Source organism: Klebsiella sp. LTGPAF-6F (assembly GCF_001753185.1).
Taxonomy (GTDB): Bacteria; Pseudomonadota; Gammaproteobacteria; order Enterobacterales; family Enterobacteriaceae; genus Klebsiella; species Klebsiella michiganensis.
In genome coordinates, this window is the sequence record NZ_CP017450.1 from 2,563,032 (window position 1) to 2,578,150 (window position 15,119).

Below are 15,119 nucleotides of genomic sequence, written 5' to 3' on the forward strand. Positions count from 1 at the left end.
GAGTACTGAGCATGAATATTGAATCAATTCCCAAATTTTTCGCTCCCAAAGGAATGCATATTTCTGATAGCGGCCGTGCAACCGCCAGCGAGCAACTTACTGTGACAGATGTAATGGCGGCTCTGGGGATGACACAGGCAGAGGCAGGAATAGGCCTGTCGATGTTTTTGGGTAAAGCTGGAATCAGCGAACATGACAGAAAGGCATCCGTCAGTTGGTTGGCTGAATATGCAAAATCAAAAGCGCCTCGATCGATAAGAAAAGCAGCAGGGAAGAAGTTCCCGCTGTGTATGCTGATAATAGCTCGGTTCGCTTATAACGACTATGCCTCGTCTGCAGCTGACAGCGTAGATTGCAGGAAGTGTTCTGGTTCAGGCTTCATAAAAAAAACCTCAATGGTGGAAAAAAGCCACTACAAAATGAGATTACCGCAATGGGCAAAAGACCTCGGGCAGTCACCTTCGGATTTTGAAGTAAAACGTCAGGTGGAAGAGATTGACCATGTTCTCTGCTTCAAATGCGGCGGCACCGGGAAAATCAGCAAGCGATGCCAGTGTGGCGGTACGGGAAAAACCCTGGACCGTAAAGAGTCAGAGCTACAGGGAGTGCCTGTCTACAAAGTATGTAAACGTTGTGAAGGCCGCGGTTATAGTCGTCCTAAGTCTTCAAATGCTTACAGAGGTATGCTCTCTGAGCTGCCTGGTCTGCCAGAACGTACCTGGCGATACAGCTGGAAACCTTTCTATGAAAGTCTGGTTACAAAATGCTTTGAGGAAGAGAGTTATACCGACTCACAACTTAAACGTGTGACAAAGGTGTCTGATTTGATAAATATCGCATAATTTAGCGACGCGTTACTTGCAAAGTTGCCGCTTTTGTGTAATTTTATCTATAACGATGGGCTTTGTATGTTCAACGTTGATTAACCCGCCAGCAGCGGGTTTTTTTATGGGCTAAAATCGATAAAATCTTCTTCTCTTTCAATTAGTTCTTGCTGGATACCGTCACCAGAGTTATCTGTATGTCACACCACTTATTTGAGGTAAAAGACATGCTAAATCAGCAAGATATGACGGAAACAGCCAAGGCTGTTTTTGATGAGTTGAGTGACAAACCGGCTACGGCTGGGGAGATTGCTCAGAATACTCACCTGAGCCGCGAACGCTGCCAGCTCATACTTACGCAGCTGGTAATGGCGGGGTTATCTGATTATCAGTTCGGATGTTATAAGCGCCTCCAGTAATGGGGGCTTTTGCTGTGAAAATGGGCGGCTGGTGGGTGTTGTAGCACCCGACCAGCCATCAGCTCATGCTTTCAGGTCACAAGCTAACCACGGCCCACTGCTTTAGCGCAAAAGCAAAGTGAGCCTATCAGAGTTACGCTTACTGATCTATGAAAAATACTGTAAAAATATCCAGTATTGAATTAATCAATGCTGATTGCCTGCAATACCTCCCATCGCTACCCGATAACTCCATTGATCTTATTGTTACCGATCCGCCTTATTTTAAGGTGAAGCCAAACGGCTGGGATAACCAATGGAAGGGGGACGAGGACTATTTACGTTGGCTGGATAGCTGTCTGGCACAGTTCTGGCGAGTGTTAAAACCTGCCGGCAGCATGTATCTGTTCTGTGGGCACCGCCTGGCAGCGGATATTGAGCTGTTGGTGAGAGAGCGGTTTAACCTGCTCAACCATATCATCTGGGCTAAACCATCAGGGCGATGGAACGGCTGCAATAAGGAGAGTTTACGCGCTTATTTCCCGGCCACTGAGCGTATCATTTTTGCCGACCATTATCAGGGGCCATACAGGCCCAAAGACGATGGATATGCCGCAAAGTGTAATGAGTTAAAGCAACACGTCATGACGCCTTTAATTTCTTACTTCCGGGATGCCCGGGAATCTCTTGGCGTGACGTCGGCCCAGATTGCAGAAGCCACGGGTAAAAAAAATATGGTTTCCCACTGGTTTGGCCTTAGCCAGTGGCAACTGCCGAATGAAGCCGATTATTTGAAGTTGCAGGCTCTGTTTCAAAAAATCGCCATGGATAAGCACTCACGCAACGAACTGGGAAAACCTCACCACCAGCTTGTCGCTACCTGGCAATCACTTAACCGGAAGTATTCTGAACTTCAGCAGGAGTATTACCGGTTACGGCGCCCATTTAGCGTGTCGGTCACGGTGCCATATACCGACGTCTGGACACATAAGCCGGTTCAGTTTTATCCAGGTAAGCACCCATGCGAAAAACCTGCCGATATGCTTCAGCAGATCATTACTGCAAGCAGTCGGCCAGGGGATGTCGTAGCTGATTTCTTTGCTGGTTCGGGTTCCACAATAAAGCAAGCTGCTCTGCTCGGGCGGAGTGGAATCGGTGTTGAACTGGAAACCGAGCGGTTTGAACAGACGGTCAGTGAAATGCGTAATTTGCTGGAGCACCAGCCACCACAGCCAAATCCCTTACCTTAGGGCTTAACCGGGCGTAAGCCGCCGGATAAACGTAACCGGCACTTAAATGGCTGCGGGGCCAGCGTCTGAAGCGAATCCCGATCACGATGCGAAAACTACATGTCCCAGCTGTGCGCAAAGTGACTTAAAGGCAGGGCCACAATTTGAATCTGCGACAACTTAGGTTGGTAGCTCCGTATCAGTAAGCGGATCCATCAGGCTCGCATTCGCGGGCCTTTTTCGTATCTGCGCCACGCTCGGCGTTATTTAACCACAGGACCCTTACCAGGAGTAGGCATGAATCTATCTCTTGAAACGGTTAGGACCTTTTTTTCATACGATGAAACTACGGGCATCCTTTATTGCAAGTCACCTTTTGGGAGTAAAAGTCCTGGCGACACTCTTGGCGTCAAGACTGATACTGGGTATTTAAGGGTATTCTTCAATGGAAAGAATATACGTGTGCACCGAATAATTTGTGTCTTGAAATACGGTGAAATTCCGTCAACCCTTGTTGTTGATCATATTGATGGCGACAAGTTGAATAACCGTATTACAAATCTCAGGCTCTGCACACAAAACCAGAACACTCGCAATCGACGGATACACAGCAATAACGCAGCTGGACTTAAAGGGGTCTATTTCAACGATTCCCCCCGCAATAGAAAAAAATGGATTGCGCAAATAAGTATTGCAAAGAAAAAAATTCGACTTGGTCGCTTCCACACTAAAGAAGAAGCGCACAGGGCGTATGTAGCTGCTTCCAGGCAGTACCATGGTGATTTTTCATCTATTTAAGCTCATAGCCGCCTCGCTCGGCGGAAAAATCAAAACCACAACTTTTCAGGGTGAGCCAGGAGGGACGGTATTACGTCGCCTTGTGGTTACCATCCCTGAGCGTTGGCTCACCACTAAAGAGAGACGTAATTATGTTCGGTATTTTTAAAAAGAAAGCCCGTAAAGCCGTTGTTGAAGTGAAAAAAATGGAAAACCGCGATGCCGTAGAAGCCACGGTCTGGGGAGCGTACTCGATTGCATACGCCGATGGCACCTGCGATGCAAAAGAGATTGCAGTGCTTGAGAAGACTATTTCGGCCCTCCCTGCATTTGCGCCATTTGCTGGTGAAATTGCCCAGATGAGTTCGAATATTCGCGCTCGCTATGAAGCATCACCACGTTCAGCCAACGCTCAGGCGTTGCGCGAACTGGCTGACGTTGCCGGGACGGATGACGCTGTCGATGTTCTTTGCCTGTGTCTTGATGTAGCTGATAACGACGGCATCGGGGAAGAAGAAGAGAAACAGCTGAAGAAAATTGCCCAGGCTCTGCAACTTCCTCTGGACCAGTACCTGTGATCGGTAAACTTCGCTGGGCCGCAGCCGGGGTGCTTTTGTTTCTGGTGGTTGCTATCGACTTCACCAGCAAAATGATGTCAATCCTGGCTGATGGCGTGCTGGTAGCCGGGGTAATCGCTTTGCTCTGGCCCCTTATTAGATCCAGTGATTAGCACTGTGCAAAAGGCATCGTAATGATGCCTTTGACAGAGTGTCAGTTATTGACGCCGCCTATGACTACATCCTAAATTATCCGTGTGGTGAATCCCCCTATGCGGAGGGGCATTGCCAGTCTGATATGTTTTTTTGCGCATTGCGAGTCGTCTGTGGACTGGCGGCGACTTACCGGGAGGCACCCGGCACCACACCTAATAAAAAATGATGATAGCTGTAAGGCCCACTTCGGTGGGCTTTTTCTTTGGCCAAAAAAAAAGCCCGCATGGTTTCATGCAGGCAAGGCAGTTACATTTAGATTTTGTCCCGGTATATGTTTTTTTGTCCGGAAGTCGAAAGATACTGTCTCGAATACATTTTGTAAATAACGGATTCAAACCACAAGGCCATGCATTTGCATGGCTTTTTTATTTGTGCCACCAGAGCATCATTCACTCTGTGCTTTGTCGTTAATCCATCTGGCGGCCATCCTAAAGGACTATCTGCTGAGTTCTTTTTTCAGAGGTTGCATTTTCTTCAGTACCTCATCTGAATTAGTGACTGAGAAACCCGTCGGGAAAAATAGCATTCCATCGGATGGATGTTCATCGTGCCAGTGCTTCGTGGCGGCCATCGTATGAGCGTCGAGATAACTGGTGTAAGCATCAAGGAGAGCGTTTTTCCTGCGCCTCGGGGCGTAAGGTAGCAACTGGTTGAAATCAGCATCGCTGATAAGCCTGAATGGATAAGAGCCTCCTTCAATAGCCTCAATTTCGCTTAGCAACTTTCCCCGCAGTGGTGCGGAATGCTTCCTGAACTCTGCCTTACGTGACGAATGGTTACTGATTAGTGACGGAATAAAGAGCCCTAGCAGTGTCAGTATCACTCCGATTACTGAAATAATTTCCATGAGATTTCCCTATGCCTGATTTTATTTATTCAGTATTACCCTTGGTGGGATTCGGTTTTTCTTGTTTTGGTCTTGGATACATCCTTGGCTTCGTACGCGGACGAGACTGAACAAGAAGAATAAATCCGTCTGAGAGGGTGGTGAATCCTGATATTTTTACAGTGATTTTTGGTGGCTGTCACCTGGCGGCCATCCTATTTTCCCCTCGTTCTGAGAGGATCCACAGCAATAGAGGGGGCTAAATGTCCGATCCTGTCTCTGGTACTTCAGTTGCGGCCGGCGGCCTGATGGGGGCTAGCATGTTCGGTCTGGCTACCGGAATAGATTACGGCGTGGTATTTGGTGCGTTCGCCGGGGCGGTTTTTTACGTGGCCACGGCAGCTAACATATCGCGCGGTAAGCTGGTGGCATACTTTATGACGTCATTCATTGTTGGTGTTCTGGGCGCCGGTCTGGTGGGTTCCAAGCTTTCAAGCTGGACTGGCTACAGCGACCGTCCGCTTGATGCGTTGGGAGCCGTATTAATATCAGCGCTTATCATCAAAGTTCTGACGTTTCTCAACAGCCAGGATCTAAATAGCTTGTTCAATATGCTGACCCGGTTCCGGGGAGGAGGTTCAAGTGGTAAATGATCCTTCAGCGCTGGCTAATGCAGTCATTTGCGCCGTCATTGTGCTGGCATTGATGTTCTACCAACGAGGTAGTGCGAGACACCGTCCGGGCATATCCGTTCTGGCTTATCTCATGGTGCTGGTTTATGCCAGTATCCCTTTCCGTTTCCTGTTTGGCCTGTACGAGTCATCCCACTGGCTGGTGGTGCTGGCTAACATTCTTATCTGCGGCGCGGTTCTCTGGTTCAGGGGAATGTGGCGCGACTGGTTGATGCACTGAGGCACTGATGAACCAATCACAATTTCAAAGGGCGGCTGGTATTAGCGCCGGGTTAGCTGCGCGCTGGTTTCCGCACATTGATACTGCAATGAACGAATTCAGCATTACTAGTCCACTCGATCGAGCGATGTTCATAGCGCAGTGTGGACACGAAAGCACATCATTTACCCAGATGGTCGAAAGTTTTAACTATAGCGTTGCCGGCCTGGCTGGTTTTGTGAAGGCAAAGCGCATCACGCAGGACCAGGCGAACACCCTGGGGCGTAAAACTTACGAAAAGGTTTTACCGCTCGAACGTCAACGAGCGATCGCTAATCTCGTCTACAACAATCGTTTTGGCAATAAGGCTGCGGGCGATGGCTGGAAATACCGAGGGCGTGGAATTATCGGGATCACCTTCCTCGAAAATTATATGAAGTGCGGTAATGCACTGAAACTGGATTTAGTCAGCAACCCTGAGTTGTTGGAGAAAGATATTAATGCGGCCCGCAGCGCAGCCTGGTTTTACACCTCAAACGGATGTTTGAAATACCACGGAGATTTAGTGCGCGTGACCCAGATTATCAACGGAGGGCAGAACGGCATTGATGACCGACGCGCCCGCTTCCTGAAAGCTAAATCTGTTCTGGTATGAGGTCCTCATGGGCATTGAAATGATTATTGGTCTGGCAACTGCGTTGCTGGCCATTGTCGCTGGCGCATTTGGGTTAGGCCATGCGCGTGGGACCAACAAGGCAGAAGCCAAAGCCGATCAGCAGCGAGCCGAAGAGAACGCCGCTGCTACCGTCGCCGCGGTAGAACGGCGGGCTGATGCAACGAAAGGGGCCAGCGATGTTGAAGAGAGCGTTAAGCGTATGCCTGATGACGATGTTGATCGCGAGCTGCGCGAAAACTTTACCCGCCCCGGTGGTGGTTGATACCGCCTGCAACTGGGTGCGGATCATCTACCTGACTGACCACGACATAGACGTGATGGATAAACAGACGAAGCGCGACATTCTGGCGCACAACAAATCCGTGCAGGCCAACTGCCCGCAATCAACAGACAGGGTTACACGATGACCAAGACAAAGAATATTGAATTTCGGCTGAGCAAACTTGAGAAAGGGCCAGACAAGAAGGTTCTGGCCATCATGGAGATAAGGTCGAGAACTATTGCAGGTAGCGTGCTGAAGCAGATTCCCTGCCAGGAGTTGAAAGATCGATAATGTCATTGAAGATAGCCTTGTAGGCTTTATTTAACTTCTCAACTGTTTTCGGGGTGATATCACTCGTAGGCGGCGCGTCGATACCATCCATTAATTCTATTTCAGCAAATTTTCTCAAAACCTGAAGGACATTTTCTTTTTGTTCTTCGGGCATCGTTTGCACGATAAAAGCAACAACGTTTCTCAGCGCCAGGATTTGAGCGTGAGTTACGTAGTAATGATCGATCATATTTTCTCCCTGTTCTGTTGAGTTAGGCGATTTAACAGTATAGAGGAGAAATGTTGTCCGCCACCCTGTAGCAGACTTTAATCGTGATGCCTCGCAATAGCGGGTAAATTTCCATATCCAACCAAAAGAGAAAAACCAATGAGTGAAGCAAAACCGCAGGACGGCAGCACTGTAAAAGGCTACCGCACATTAACCGCTGGCGACATTGAGCGAATGAACCGCCTTAAAGGCGTCAGCCGCCACTTCTGTAGTTTGCTTGATACCGATCGAGGTGAATTGTTGGCTGTCCGTAATGGCCCGGCAATGTTAAGCGCTGAGCAGGCTCGGGAGATTGATGAAGCTTTGCGCTGTCTGGCAATCGCTCGCACCAAAATGCAGGAAGCCTGTATGTGGGCATGCCGCGCGGTGGCTCGCCCTGACGCTGATTGCTAACACAACTTGCGAAAAGAAATCCACCGAAAATAAGTCAGTCGATGCTTGATGATTAGCAGATAGTCTGCTAACGCTATCGTGATAGTATTTCAGCGGAGTTTATCTATTAAAAGGAATGCGCGATGTGGACGTACTGATTGACAGTGCTTTCGAGGGATATCTCTTCCTCTTACTGGATATGTGGACAGTTTTAATTGTTGCTTTCGTCGGGTTGGCTCTGTCATTTTATGGCGTGCAAATGCGTAGAACTGCCGTCACCTTCTTTCTGCTTGCTGCGATAATCGGGACTGCTGGTTCGATCTATACTTAAATGTAGGTTGCAGAGAATATGCAGAAAGTCAACCCGCAATCCAACGGTGGCTATTACTGCGGTTACTCGTGTCATATGCCCTGAAACACATAATTTGAACCCAGGTCGCCAATGGCGGCCTTTTTATTGCCAGAAGTAGGAGAAGAAGCATGTTAACAGTAAAAGTGATGTCGCCTAGTGGCGGCGAAGAAATTCATTGTGGACTGAGCGTTGGTTTCAACCCCAACCAGCAGAGTATTGCCGTATCGGGAATGGACCAGAACGTATTCCTGAAGCAGGGAGAAGTGGCCTACGTGATGAACGCAAACGGCAAGACCATTTCACGTTACGAACACCTGGAACGACAGTAGGCATTACGGAAGCTCTTCAGCGAAGGGCTTCGATAATGCTCCCCACATCGCTTAGAGGTAAGACATGGTCGAAATCACCGACGCCCAGCAGATTCGCCTGAACCTGCTATCCACCCTGAACTATGACACTGCCGCCGCAAAAGTCGCTGTAGAGTTTGTTCAGGATAGTCCGCTTAAGTACCAGTTATTCATCCAGCAATACAGCCGCGTCACGACAGAAACCGAAGTGGTAGCAAAGACGATGAAAGCAGTACAGGAAGCAACTGAAGCGCTGCCGCTCTTCGATACGAGCGCTGAGCAGTCCAGCTAGGCATTACAGCAGGCATTCACTGAGTGCCTGTGATAATGCTCTAGGAACGAAAACATGAATAAAGAACCGCGCATATATGGCAGCAAATGGGACCGTGAGCGTCTTCTATTCCTTCGTGCGCACCCCTTATGCGTCATGTGCCACGAGCAAGGCAGGGTGACAGCGGCCACGGTGGTTGACCACATCATCCCGCACAAACTGAAAGAGGCTCTGCGTTCTGGTGACAGCCAGGCAATAGCGAAAGCGCAAAAGCTTTTCTGGAGCCGGAAGAACTGGCAAGGGCTGTGTAAGCAGCACCATGACTCAACGAAGCAGCGAATGGAGAAGCGCGGCACCGTTATCGGCTGCGATGAAAACGGTATTCCGCTTGATCCAAATTCTCACTGGTTCAGATGACGTCAATTCCATAGGGGAGGGGCGGGTCAAAAGTTCAGAAGTCTGACCCGAAATGACCGCCGCCCATCCTTTTTGTGCACAACCGCGAAATGAAAAGTTTTTTTCCGGGAGGTTCCGATGGCAGGACGACGCCCGAAACCGACCCACCTCAAAGTGGTCTCAGGCAACCCGGGCAAACGTAAACTCAACGATAAAGAACCGACTCCGGCGCGAGAAATTCCAAGCCCGCCGGCGCACCTGACCGACTGGGGAAAGGTTGCCTGGGGAAGGTTGACTGTTCTCCTTGACGGGATGGGGGTTTTAACGGTTGCCGACACCTTAGCCCTTGAACGGCTATGCGATATTTACGCTGATATTCTTCAGTTGCGCGACACCATCGCAGTAGAGGGAAGAACCTATACCGTCCAGACCGAGGGTGGTTTTCTTATCAAAGCTAACCCGGCCGTTTCGATGTTGGCCGATGCCGACCGCCGTTTTAAAAGTTACCTGGTTGAATTCGGTCTGACGCCAGCGGCAAGGACGAAGGTGAAAGTGAATGGCGAAGACCCCGAAGAGGACACGCTCGACAAGTTCTTCGGTTGATCCTGCAACCCAATATGCGATGGATGTAACCTCGGGCAAAGAACTGGCTGGTCCTGACATACGTAACTCATGCCAGCGCCACCTTAACGATCTGCAGTCATGTCATGCCCGTGGTCTGCACTGGGATGTTGAGGCGGCGCAACGCTCGATTGACTATTTTGCGAAAGTTCTGAAGCTCAATGGTGGTGATTTCGAAGGCGAGCCTTTCGTGTTGCTGCCATGGCAGTGCTTCATCGTCGGTTCGATTTTTGGCTGGAAAAACGCCAGAGGTTTTCGCCGGTTCCGAATGGTCTATGTGGAGTCCGGGAAGGGATCCGGTAAATCCCCTCTGTCTGCGGGTATAGGGCTTTACTGTCTCACTGCGGATAAAGAAGCACGCGCTGAAGTTTATGCCGCTGCCACGAAGAAAGACCAGGCAATGGTCCTTTTCCGTGATGCGGTGGCGATGGTCGATCAGTCTCCAGCTCTTTCCGCACGTATTCAGAAATCAGGTGGTGCCGGGAAGGAATGGAACCTGGCTTTTCTTCAGTCTGGTTCCTTCTTTCGTCCAATCAGTTCAGATGACGGACAGTCCGGCCCGCGACCGCATTGTGCTCTTATTGATGAAGTTCACGAGCATAAAAGCAATCAGGTTGTTGAAATGATGCGTGCCGGTACCAAAGGTCGTCGGCAGGCGCTGATTTTCATGATCACCAACAGTGGGCACGATAAAACGAGCGTCTGCTATGACTATCACGAATACGGCCGAAAGGTTTCTGCCGGTTCGATAGAAGATGACAGCTTTTTTGCCTTCATTTGTTCTCTGGATGAAGGAGACGATCCTTTCAAGGATGAGTCCTGCTGGAAAAAAGCTAACCCTTCGCTGGGTCACACCTTTGAAGAAAGCTATCTTCGTGAGCAGGTGACTCAGGCCCGCGGGATGCCTTCGAAAGAGAGCATCGTCAGACGTCTTAACTTCTGTCAGTGGGTTGACGCGGCTAATCCGTGGATGAGCAGTGATGTCTGGATGGGTTGTGAGGAGAGCTTTGATCCAGATGAACTGGAAGGTGAGGAATGCTATGGCGGTTTAGACCTGTCCGGATCGCGTGATTTGACGGCACTGGCGTTGTTTTTTCCAAAACAACGTAAGTTGCTGGTGGAGTTCTGGACCCCGAAAGATACGTTACTGGAACGGGCCAAAACGGACCGGGTACCTTATGACGCCTGGGAGCGAGATGGTCACATCCACACCACACCTGGCAAAGCAGTGAAATACGGCTTTGTTGCCCAGCGCATTGCAGATCTGACTCAGAAGTTTGATATCAAGGCCATCGCCTTCGACCAGTATCGCATTAAATATCTTGAGCCGGAGCTTGAGGAAGCATCTGTTTCTGTTCCCTTAATCCCTCATGGGCAAGGGTATTACAAAGCGAAAGATTCCGGGCTGTGGATGCCTCACTCCATCGAATTGTTTGAAGAGTTGCTTGATGACAGCGTCATTATCATCAGGACGAACCCTTGTCTTCGCTGGAATGCGGCTTCAGCAGTGACGGAGGCTGATCAGAAAGAAAACCGAATTTTTGCCAAGAAAAAAAGTACCGGGCGTATCGACGGCATTGTAGCGGGCGCTATGGCAATCGGTGCCTCCGAAGGCTATGAGGATGATTCTGGCGATATCGACGACTTTTTCAGTAATCCCATCATTGTGTGAGTCACCATGAATAAAGATAAGAAGCCAGGCCGGATAAAAAGCGCCGTTCGCCGGTGGCTCGGCGTACCCATCTCACTTACAGACGGTGAATTCTGGGCTGCTTATGCTGGTGGGCAGTCCGCAGCAGGCAAATCCGTTACGGTTGATAAAGCCCTGCAGTTATCGGCAGTGTGGTCATGCGTAAGGCTGTTATCCGAAACCATCGCGACGTTGCCTGTTGGTTTTTACGAAAAAACAGCTGATGGTCGCCAGAGTGCAAATGATCACCCGCTTTATGAGCTCCTACATAATCAGCCGAATGCTGACATGACCGCTGTGGAGTTCTGGGAAATGATCATGGCCAGCCTTCTTTTATGGGGGAATGCTTACGCGGAAATCGACCGTACCGGGAAGCGTATTACCTCGCTTGTACCGCTCAGGCCAGAAAGGATGAAGGTTGATTTAAGCAAGAGCGGAGATCCAATTTATACCTACCGTGACTGGCCTTCAGGTACATCCCGAAACATTGATGAACGGGACATCATGCACATCCGTGCGTTCAGCACCAATGGTGTCATGGGCCTGTCACCTGTCAGTTATGCCCGACAGACACTTGGTCTGGCAATGGCAACAGATGAAGCCAGCGCCAAAGTTTTTAAAAACGGTATGCGGCCCAGCGGCGTTCTCTCAATGGATCAGATCCTGAAAAAAGAGCAGCGCAATGAAGTACGTGAAAGCATGGTCGAACAATTTTCTGGATCCATGAATACCGGGAAAATGATGGTTCTTGAGGCGGGAATGAAGTTTCATCCTGTTGACCTCAACCCGGAAGACGCCCAGATGCTGCAGTCCAGAGCATTCAATATCGAAGAGATTTGTCGGTGGTTCAGAGTATGGCCGGGATTGATTGGACACAGCGCCCAGGGGCAGACGATGTGGGGAAGTGGCGTCGAACAGATGCTGATTGGCTTTTTAACGTTTTCACTTCGTCCATGGCTGACCCGTATTGAGCAGGCGATTCGTAAAAGTCTCCTGGCTCCGGGAGAAAGAAATAAGTACTTCGCGGAGTTTTCCATCGAAGGTCTCTTACGTGCCGACAGCGCCGCCCGTGCCGCTTTTTACTCAACGATGACCCAGAACGGTCTGATGACCCGCAATGAAGCACGGCAAAAAGAAAACCTTCAGCCAAAACCTGGCGCTGACCAACTAACCGTTCAATCCAACCTGCTGCCGATAGATCAGCTTGGCAAGTCCGGCGACAGTGAATCGGCCAAAAACGCATTGCGGGAATGGCTTGGCATTAAATCAGAGGAGACGCCGGAATGTACCGGAAAAACGCAGCCATGAAAGTAAAGGCATTCGACTTCGACATTAAGGCCGTCAACGATGACGGCCTTTTTCTGGGTACGGTTCTGTCTTCGATGTGGTGGATAGCTACAACGAAGTCGTGGCGCCGGGTGCGTTCCTCGAAAGCATCGAGGAAACACGGGCGAAGGGGAGAACGTTCCCGGTTCTCTGGCAGCATCGCACCGGCGAACCCATCGGGAACTGGGACATCTCGACCCTGAAAGAAGATAAACATGGGCTTTTTGGTGAAGGGGCCCTGTGGCTTGAAGACGCGGCCTACGCGAAAACCGCCTGGCGGGGCATGAAAACCCGTGCCATTACAGGCCTTTCCATTGGCTATTACGTCCGTGAGTCAAATTACGATGAGAAAACCCGGATCCGCACCTTAACGAAGCTCGACCTGGTTGAAATCTCCATTGTTACCGTGCCGGCCAATGATGATGCGCGTATTGACGTCATTAAGTCGAAGCTGTCACACGGTGATCTTCCTTCCTTACCTGAATTTGAGAAGTTCCTGCGAGAGGCAGGTTTCTCGAAAAGTCAGTCCGCCGCGGTCGCCTCCCGCGGACTGTCCTATCTGCTTGACCGGAGTGAGTCCGGGGCGAAGACGGCGAAACCAAAGCGGCTATTGCGGCGATGCGCCAGCAACTGAGCCAGTTTTCTCTCCCAAAAATTCTCTAAGGGATTTATATGTACCAGAAAAAATCGGCTGACGATCAGCCACAAAGTATTGGCGAAATCTCCTCCCAGCTCACCATGGTGATTGATCAGGTCAAAAACTTCGGCGAAGACGTGAAGAGAAAATGGAGGCAGGAGAAACCGTTTCGCTGGAACTGAAACAAAGAACGGACGAAAGCATTAATCAGATGAACGAGCTGAAAGAACGTCTCACTGAGCTGGAGCAAAAAGGTGCACGCCGCCCGAACGATGCACCTGCACAGCGAAAATCGCTCGGTGAGCTGGTGGTCGAAAGTGAAGAGTTCAAAGGCATGGACAGTTCGGCCCGTAAGAGCATCCGCGTCAAGCTGGAACAGAAAGATATTATGAACGTGCCGGCGACTACGGGCACTGGCGTGAGCACAACCAACAGTCTGGTGGTCTCCGATCGTGTTCAGGGCATTATCGCCCGCCGGAACGCACTCTGACCATCCGTAATCTGCTTATCCCCGGTAATACCGCATCTAACGGTATTGAATTCGTTCAGGAAACGGGGTTTACCAATAATGCTGCAGCTGTGGCGGAAGGTGCTCTGAAGCCAAAATCAGACATTAAGTTTGAGTTGAAAAGTGCGCCGGTTCGTACCATTGCGCATTATTTTAAAGCGTCCCGTCAGATCCTGGACGATGCGCCCGGTCTGGCCAGTTATATCGATGGCCGTGCTCAGTATGGTCTTCGCTTTAAAGAGGAGCAGCAGTTGCTGAGCGGCGATGGCACCGGCGCGAATATCCTCGGTATTCTGCCGCAGGCAACAGAATTTGCTCCAGCGCTTACCCTGTCCAACGCCACGCCGATCGACCGTCTTCGCCTGGCTGTTCTGCAGGCCGTTCTTGCAGAATATCCGGCGTCTGGTTTTGTACTGAACCCTATTGACTGGGCAGGCATCGAGTTAACCAAAGATAACGAAGGCCGCTACATCATTGCGCAGCCGGTCAATGGTGGTGTTCCACGGATCTGGGGTCTTCCTGTTGTGGAAACTCAGGCTATGGCGCAGAACAACTTCCTGACTGGAGCCTTCAACATGGCTGCGCAAATCTTCGATCGCATGGATATCGAAGTGCTGCTCTCCACTGAGAACGAAGATGACTTTATTAAAAACATGGTCACCATTCGTGCGGAAGAGCGTCTGGCGTTAGCAGTTTATCGTCCGGAAGCATTTGTCACCGGTAATGTAACCGCTTCTGGCGGCTGACAATTCAGGGCCGCTTAGCGGCCCTCTCTTTCTGAGGAGATTGTGATGGCCAGAAAAAATGTGGATGAACCGTCTGTATCCGACGGTAAAAATGCGGCGCCAGAACCCACTGATGCCGGGACTATTCAGGTTCAGCCTGTCCGGCGTTTTATGGATGGCGATATTTTCAGGACGCCCGCCGATGATCCTTTTCATGTCTCTCGCTTACGTGCTGCCGAGCTCAAAGGTAACGGGCTGGTGACGATAGTTGGTGAAGTCCCTGATAACAAAATGAACCGCGCCCCCGAAACCAAAGGGTAATGGTTATGACGGTAATCAACACTGAAACAGCCATGGAACATCTCAGGCTGGATGATGAAATCGATAAAACGATGGTGGAGGGGTATCTTGCCGCTGCGGAGGATGCTGCTATGCAGTTTCTTAACCGTCGCTTTTTTGCTGACCAGGCTGCTCTGGATAGTGCTGTTGAGAATGAAAGTGCCGGCGATCGTCCGCTTATCATCACGCCCTCCATTCAGAGCGCGGTTCTTCTTATAGTGGGCTGGTTGTATGAAAACCGCGGGGATGATCTGAGTCCTGATATCCCAGGACCCGCACGCTGGTTGCTGAATCCCTGGCGAATTCAAATGGGTGTTTAG

Annotated in this window: 26 protein-coding genes and 1 pseudogene; 25 read left to right on the forward strand and 2 right to left on the reverse strand. The window is 50.2% G+C overall.

The window, feature by feature from the left end:
• Positions 1-11: 11 nt before the first annotated feature.
• The 6 genes from BJF97_RS11985 to BJF97_RS34130 all read left to right on the forward strand — a co-directional run bounded on the left by BJF97_RS11985 (position 12) and on the right by BJF97_RS34130 (position 3,958).
• Complete coding sequence (locus BJF97_RS11985; protein WP_049071743.1) at positions 12-842, forward strand: antitermination protein Q; 831 nt, start codon at positions 12-14, stop codon at positions 840-842.
• A 209-nt stretch (positions 843-1,051) separates the two neighbouring features.
• A complete protein-coding gene (locus BJF97_RS11990) occupies positions 1,052-1,243 on the forward strand; it encodes a hypothetical protein (protein ID WP_016809733.1) in 192 nt (63 codons plus the stop codon).
• A 149-nt stretch (positions 1,244-1,392) separates the two neighbouring features.
• Positions 1,393-2,472: a DNA-methyltransferase gene (locus BJF97_RS11995; RefSeq protein WP_070082916.1), complete on the forward strand. Its 1,080-nt coding sequence runs from the start codon at positions 1,393-1,395 to the stop codon at positions 2,470-2,472.
• A 276-nt stretch (positions 2,473-2,748) separates the two neighbouring features.
• A complete protein-coding gene (locus tag BJF97_RS12000) occupies positions 2,749-3,249 on the forward strand; it encodes an HNH endonuclease (protein ID WP_064411117.1) in 501 nt (166 codons plus the stop codon).
• Positions 3,250-3,380: 131 nt separating this feature from the next.
• A complete protein-coding gene (locus tag BJF97_RS12005; RefSeq protein ID WP_015370231.1) occupies positions 3,381-3,806 on the forward strand; it encodes a tellurite resistance TerB family protein in 426 nt (141 codons plus the stop codon).
• Positions 3,803-3,958 (forward strand): DUF3927 family protein, encoded by a 156-nt coding sequence (locus tag BJF97_RS34130; protein WP_048258054.1) that lies wholly within the window; start codon positions 3,803-3,805, stop codon positions 3,956-3,958. The genes BJF97_RS12005 and BJF97_RS34130 overlap by 4 nt, the downstream gene beginning before the upstream one ends.
• A 479-nt stretch (positions 3,959-4,437) precedes the next feature.
• Here BJF97_RS34130 and BJF97_RS12010 read toward each other — a convergent pair whose 3' ends face one another.
• Complete coding sequence (locus BJF97_RS12010; RefSeq protein WP_014228559.1) at positions 4,438-4,848, reverse strand: hypothetical protein; 411 nt, start codon at positions 4,846-4,848, stop codon at positions 4,438-4,440.
• A 242-nt stretch (positions 4,849-5,090) separates the two neighbouring features.
• Between BJF97_RS12010 and BJF97_RS12015 the strand changes: the two genes are divergently transcribed.
• The 5 genes and pseudogenes from BJF97_RS12015 to BJF97_RS35080 all read left to right on the forward strand — a co-directional run bounded on the left by BJF97_RS12015 (position 5,091) and on the right by BJF97_RS35080 (position 6,801).
• Positions 5,091-5,480 carry a phage holin family protein gene (locus tag BJF97_RS12015; RefSeq protein ID WP_004139418.1) on the forward strand — a complete coding sequence of 130 codons (390 nt, stop codon included), beginning with the start codon at positions 5,091-5,093 and terminating at the stop codon, positions 5,478-5,480.
• Positions 5,470-5,747: pseudogene (locus BJF97_RS12020) on the forward strand (phage holin family protein). The gene BJF97_RS12015 and the pseudogene BJF97_RS12020 overlap by 11 nt, the downstream one beginning before the upstream one ends.
• Positions 5,747-6,373 (forward strand): glycoside hydrolase family 19 protein, encoded by a 627-nt coding sequence (locus BJF97_RS12025; protein ID WP_025108061.1) that lies wholly within the window; start codon positions 5,747-5,749, stop codon positions 6,371-6,373. The pseudogene BJF97_RS12020 and the gene BJF97_RS12025 overlap by 1 nt, the downstream one beginning before the upstream one ends.
• A gap of 7 nt (positions 6,374-6,380) precedes the next feature.
• A complete protein-coding gene (locus tag BJF97_RS12030; protein ID WP_064404667.1) occupies positions 6,381-6,656 on the forward strand; it encodes a hypothetical protein in 276 nt (91 codons plus the stop codon).
• Positions 6,607-6,801, forward strand: a complete 195-nt coding sequence (locus tag BJF97_RS35080; protein ID WP_031591487.1) for a hypothetical protein — start codon at positions 6,607-6,609, stop codon at positions 6,799-6,801. The genes BJF97_RS12030 and BJF97_RS35080 overlap by 50 nt, the downstream gene beginning before the upstream one ends.
• 90 nt (positions 6,802-6,891) lie before the next feature.
• Here BJF97_RS35080 and BJF97_RS12035 read toward each other — a convergent pair whose 3' ends face one another.
• The gene (locus tag BJF97_RS12035) at positions 6,892-7,176 is read right to left on the reverse strand and encodes a hypothetical protein (RefSeq protein ID WP_014837907.1); all 285 of its coding nucleotides are present in this window, start codon (positions 7,174-7,176) and stop codon (positions 6,892-6,894) included.
• 138 nt (positions 7,177-7,314) lie between these two features.
• Here BJF97_RS12035 and BJF97_RS12040 point away from each other — a divergent pair, with 138 nt between their 5' ends.
• The 14 genes from BJF97_RS12040 (at position 7,315) to BJF97_RS12095 (ending at position 15,119) form a co-directional block, all read left to right on the forward strand.
• Positions 7,315-7,608 (forward strand): Acb2/Tad1 domain-containing protein, encoded by a 294-nt coding sequence (locus BJF97_RS12040; RefSeq protein ID WP_025108059.1) that lies wholly within the window; start codon positions 7,315-7,317, stop codon positions 7,606-7,608.
• 115 nt (positions 7,609-7,723) lie between these two features.
• Positions 7,724-7,918: a hypothetical protein gene (locus BJF97_RS12045; protein WP_220138176.1), complete on the forward strand. Its 195-nt coding sequence runs from the start codon at positions 7,724-7,726 to the stop codon at positions 7,916-7,918.
• 149 nt (positions 7,919-8,067) lie between these two features.
• The gene (locus tag BJF97_RS12050) at positions 8,068-8,268 is read left to right on the forward strand and encodes a hypothetical protein (protein ID WP_064392801.1); all 201 of its coding nucleotides are present in this window, start codon (positions 8,068-8,070) and stop codon (positions 8,266-8,268) included.
• Positions 8,269-8,332: 64 nt separating this feature from the next.
• Positions 8,333-8,578, forward strand: coding sequence for a DUF2560 family protein (locus BJF97_RS12055; protein WP_049106544.1), 246 nt, complete (start codon positions 8,333-8,335; stop codon positions 8,576-8,578).
• Between the two features lie 54 nt (positions 8,579-8,632).
• Positions 8,633-8,974, forward strand: a complete 342-nt coding sequence (locus BJF97_RS12060; RefSeq protein ID WP_032734579.1) for an HNH endonuclease — start codon at positions 8,633-8,635, stop codon at positions 8,972-8,974.
• Positions 8,975-9,091: 117 nt separating this feature from the next.
• A complete protein-coding gene (locus BJF97_RS12065; protein ID WP_014838137.1) occupies positions 9,092-9,556 on the forward strand; it encodes a phage terminase small subunit P27 family in 465 nt (154 codons plus the stop codon).
• A 19-nt stretch (positions 9,557-9,575) separates the two neighbouring features.
• Positions 9,576-11,246 carry a terminase large subunit gene (locus tag BJF97_RS12070; RefSeq protein WP_014838138.1) on the forward strand — a complete coding sequence of 557 codons (1,671 nt, stop codon included), beginning with the start codon at positions 9,576-9,578 and terminating at the stop codon, positions 11,244-11,246.
• Between the two features lie 6 nt (positions 11,247-11,252).
• Positions 11,253-12,572 (forward strand): phage portal protein, encoded by a 1,320-nt coding sequence (locus BJF97_RS12075; RefSeq protein ID WP_064411112.1) that lies wholly within the window; start codon positions 11,253-11,255, stop codon positions 12,570-12,572.
• A gap of 76 nt (positions 12,573-12,648) precedes the next feature.
• On the forward strand, positions 12,649-13,224 hold the full coding sequence (locus BJF97_RS12080; protein WP_228706703.1) for an HK97 family phage prohead protease: 576 nt from the start codon (positions 12,649-12,651) through the stop codon (positions 13,222-13,224).
• A 38-nt stretch (positions 13,225-13,262) separates the two neighbouring features.
• Positions 13,263-13,409, forward strand: coding sequence for a hypothetical protein (locus tag BJF97_RS35650; protein WP_442910102.1), 147 nt, complete (start codon positions 13,263-13,265; stop codon positions 13,407-13,409).
• Positions 13,376-13,717 (forward strand): hypothetical protein, encoded by a 342-nt coding sequence (locus tag BJF97_RS35655; protein WP_442910103.1) that lies wholly within the window; start codon positions 13,376-13,378, stop codon positions 13,715-13,717. Before BJF97_RS35650 ends, BJF97_RS35655 begins: the two co-directional genes overlap by 34 nt.
• 44 nt (positions 13,718-13,761) lie before the next feature.
• The gene (locus BJF97_RS35660) at positions 13,762-14,481 is read left to right on the forward strand and encodes a phage major capsid protein (protein ID WP_442910104.1); all 720 of its coding nucleotides are present in this window, start codon (positions 13,762-13,764) and stop codon (positions 14,479-14,481) included.
• 45 nt (positions 14,482-14,526) lie between these two features.
• Positions 14,527-14,781 carry a hypothetical protein gene (locus tag BJF97_RS12090; protein WP_064411111.1) on the forward strand — a complete coding sequence of 85 codons (255 nt, stop codon included), beginning with the start codon at positions 14,527-14,529 and terminating at the stop codon, positions 14,779-14,781.
• Positions 14,782-14,786: 5 nt separating this feature from the next.
• The gene (locus tag BJF97_RS12095) at positions 14,787-15,119 is read left to right on the forward strand and encodes a head-tail connector protein (protein WP_032734570.1); all 333 of its coding nucleotides are present in this window, start codon (positions 14,787-14,789) and stop codon (positions 15,117-15,119) included.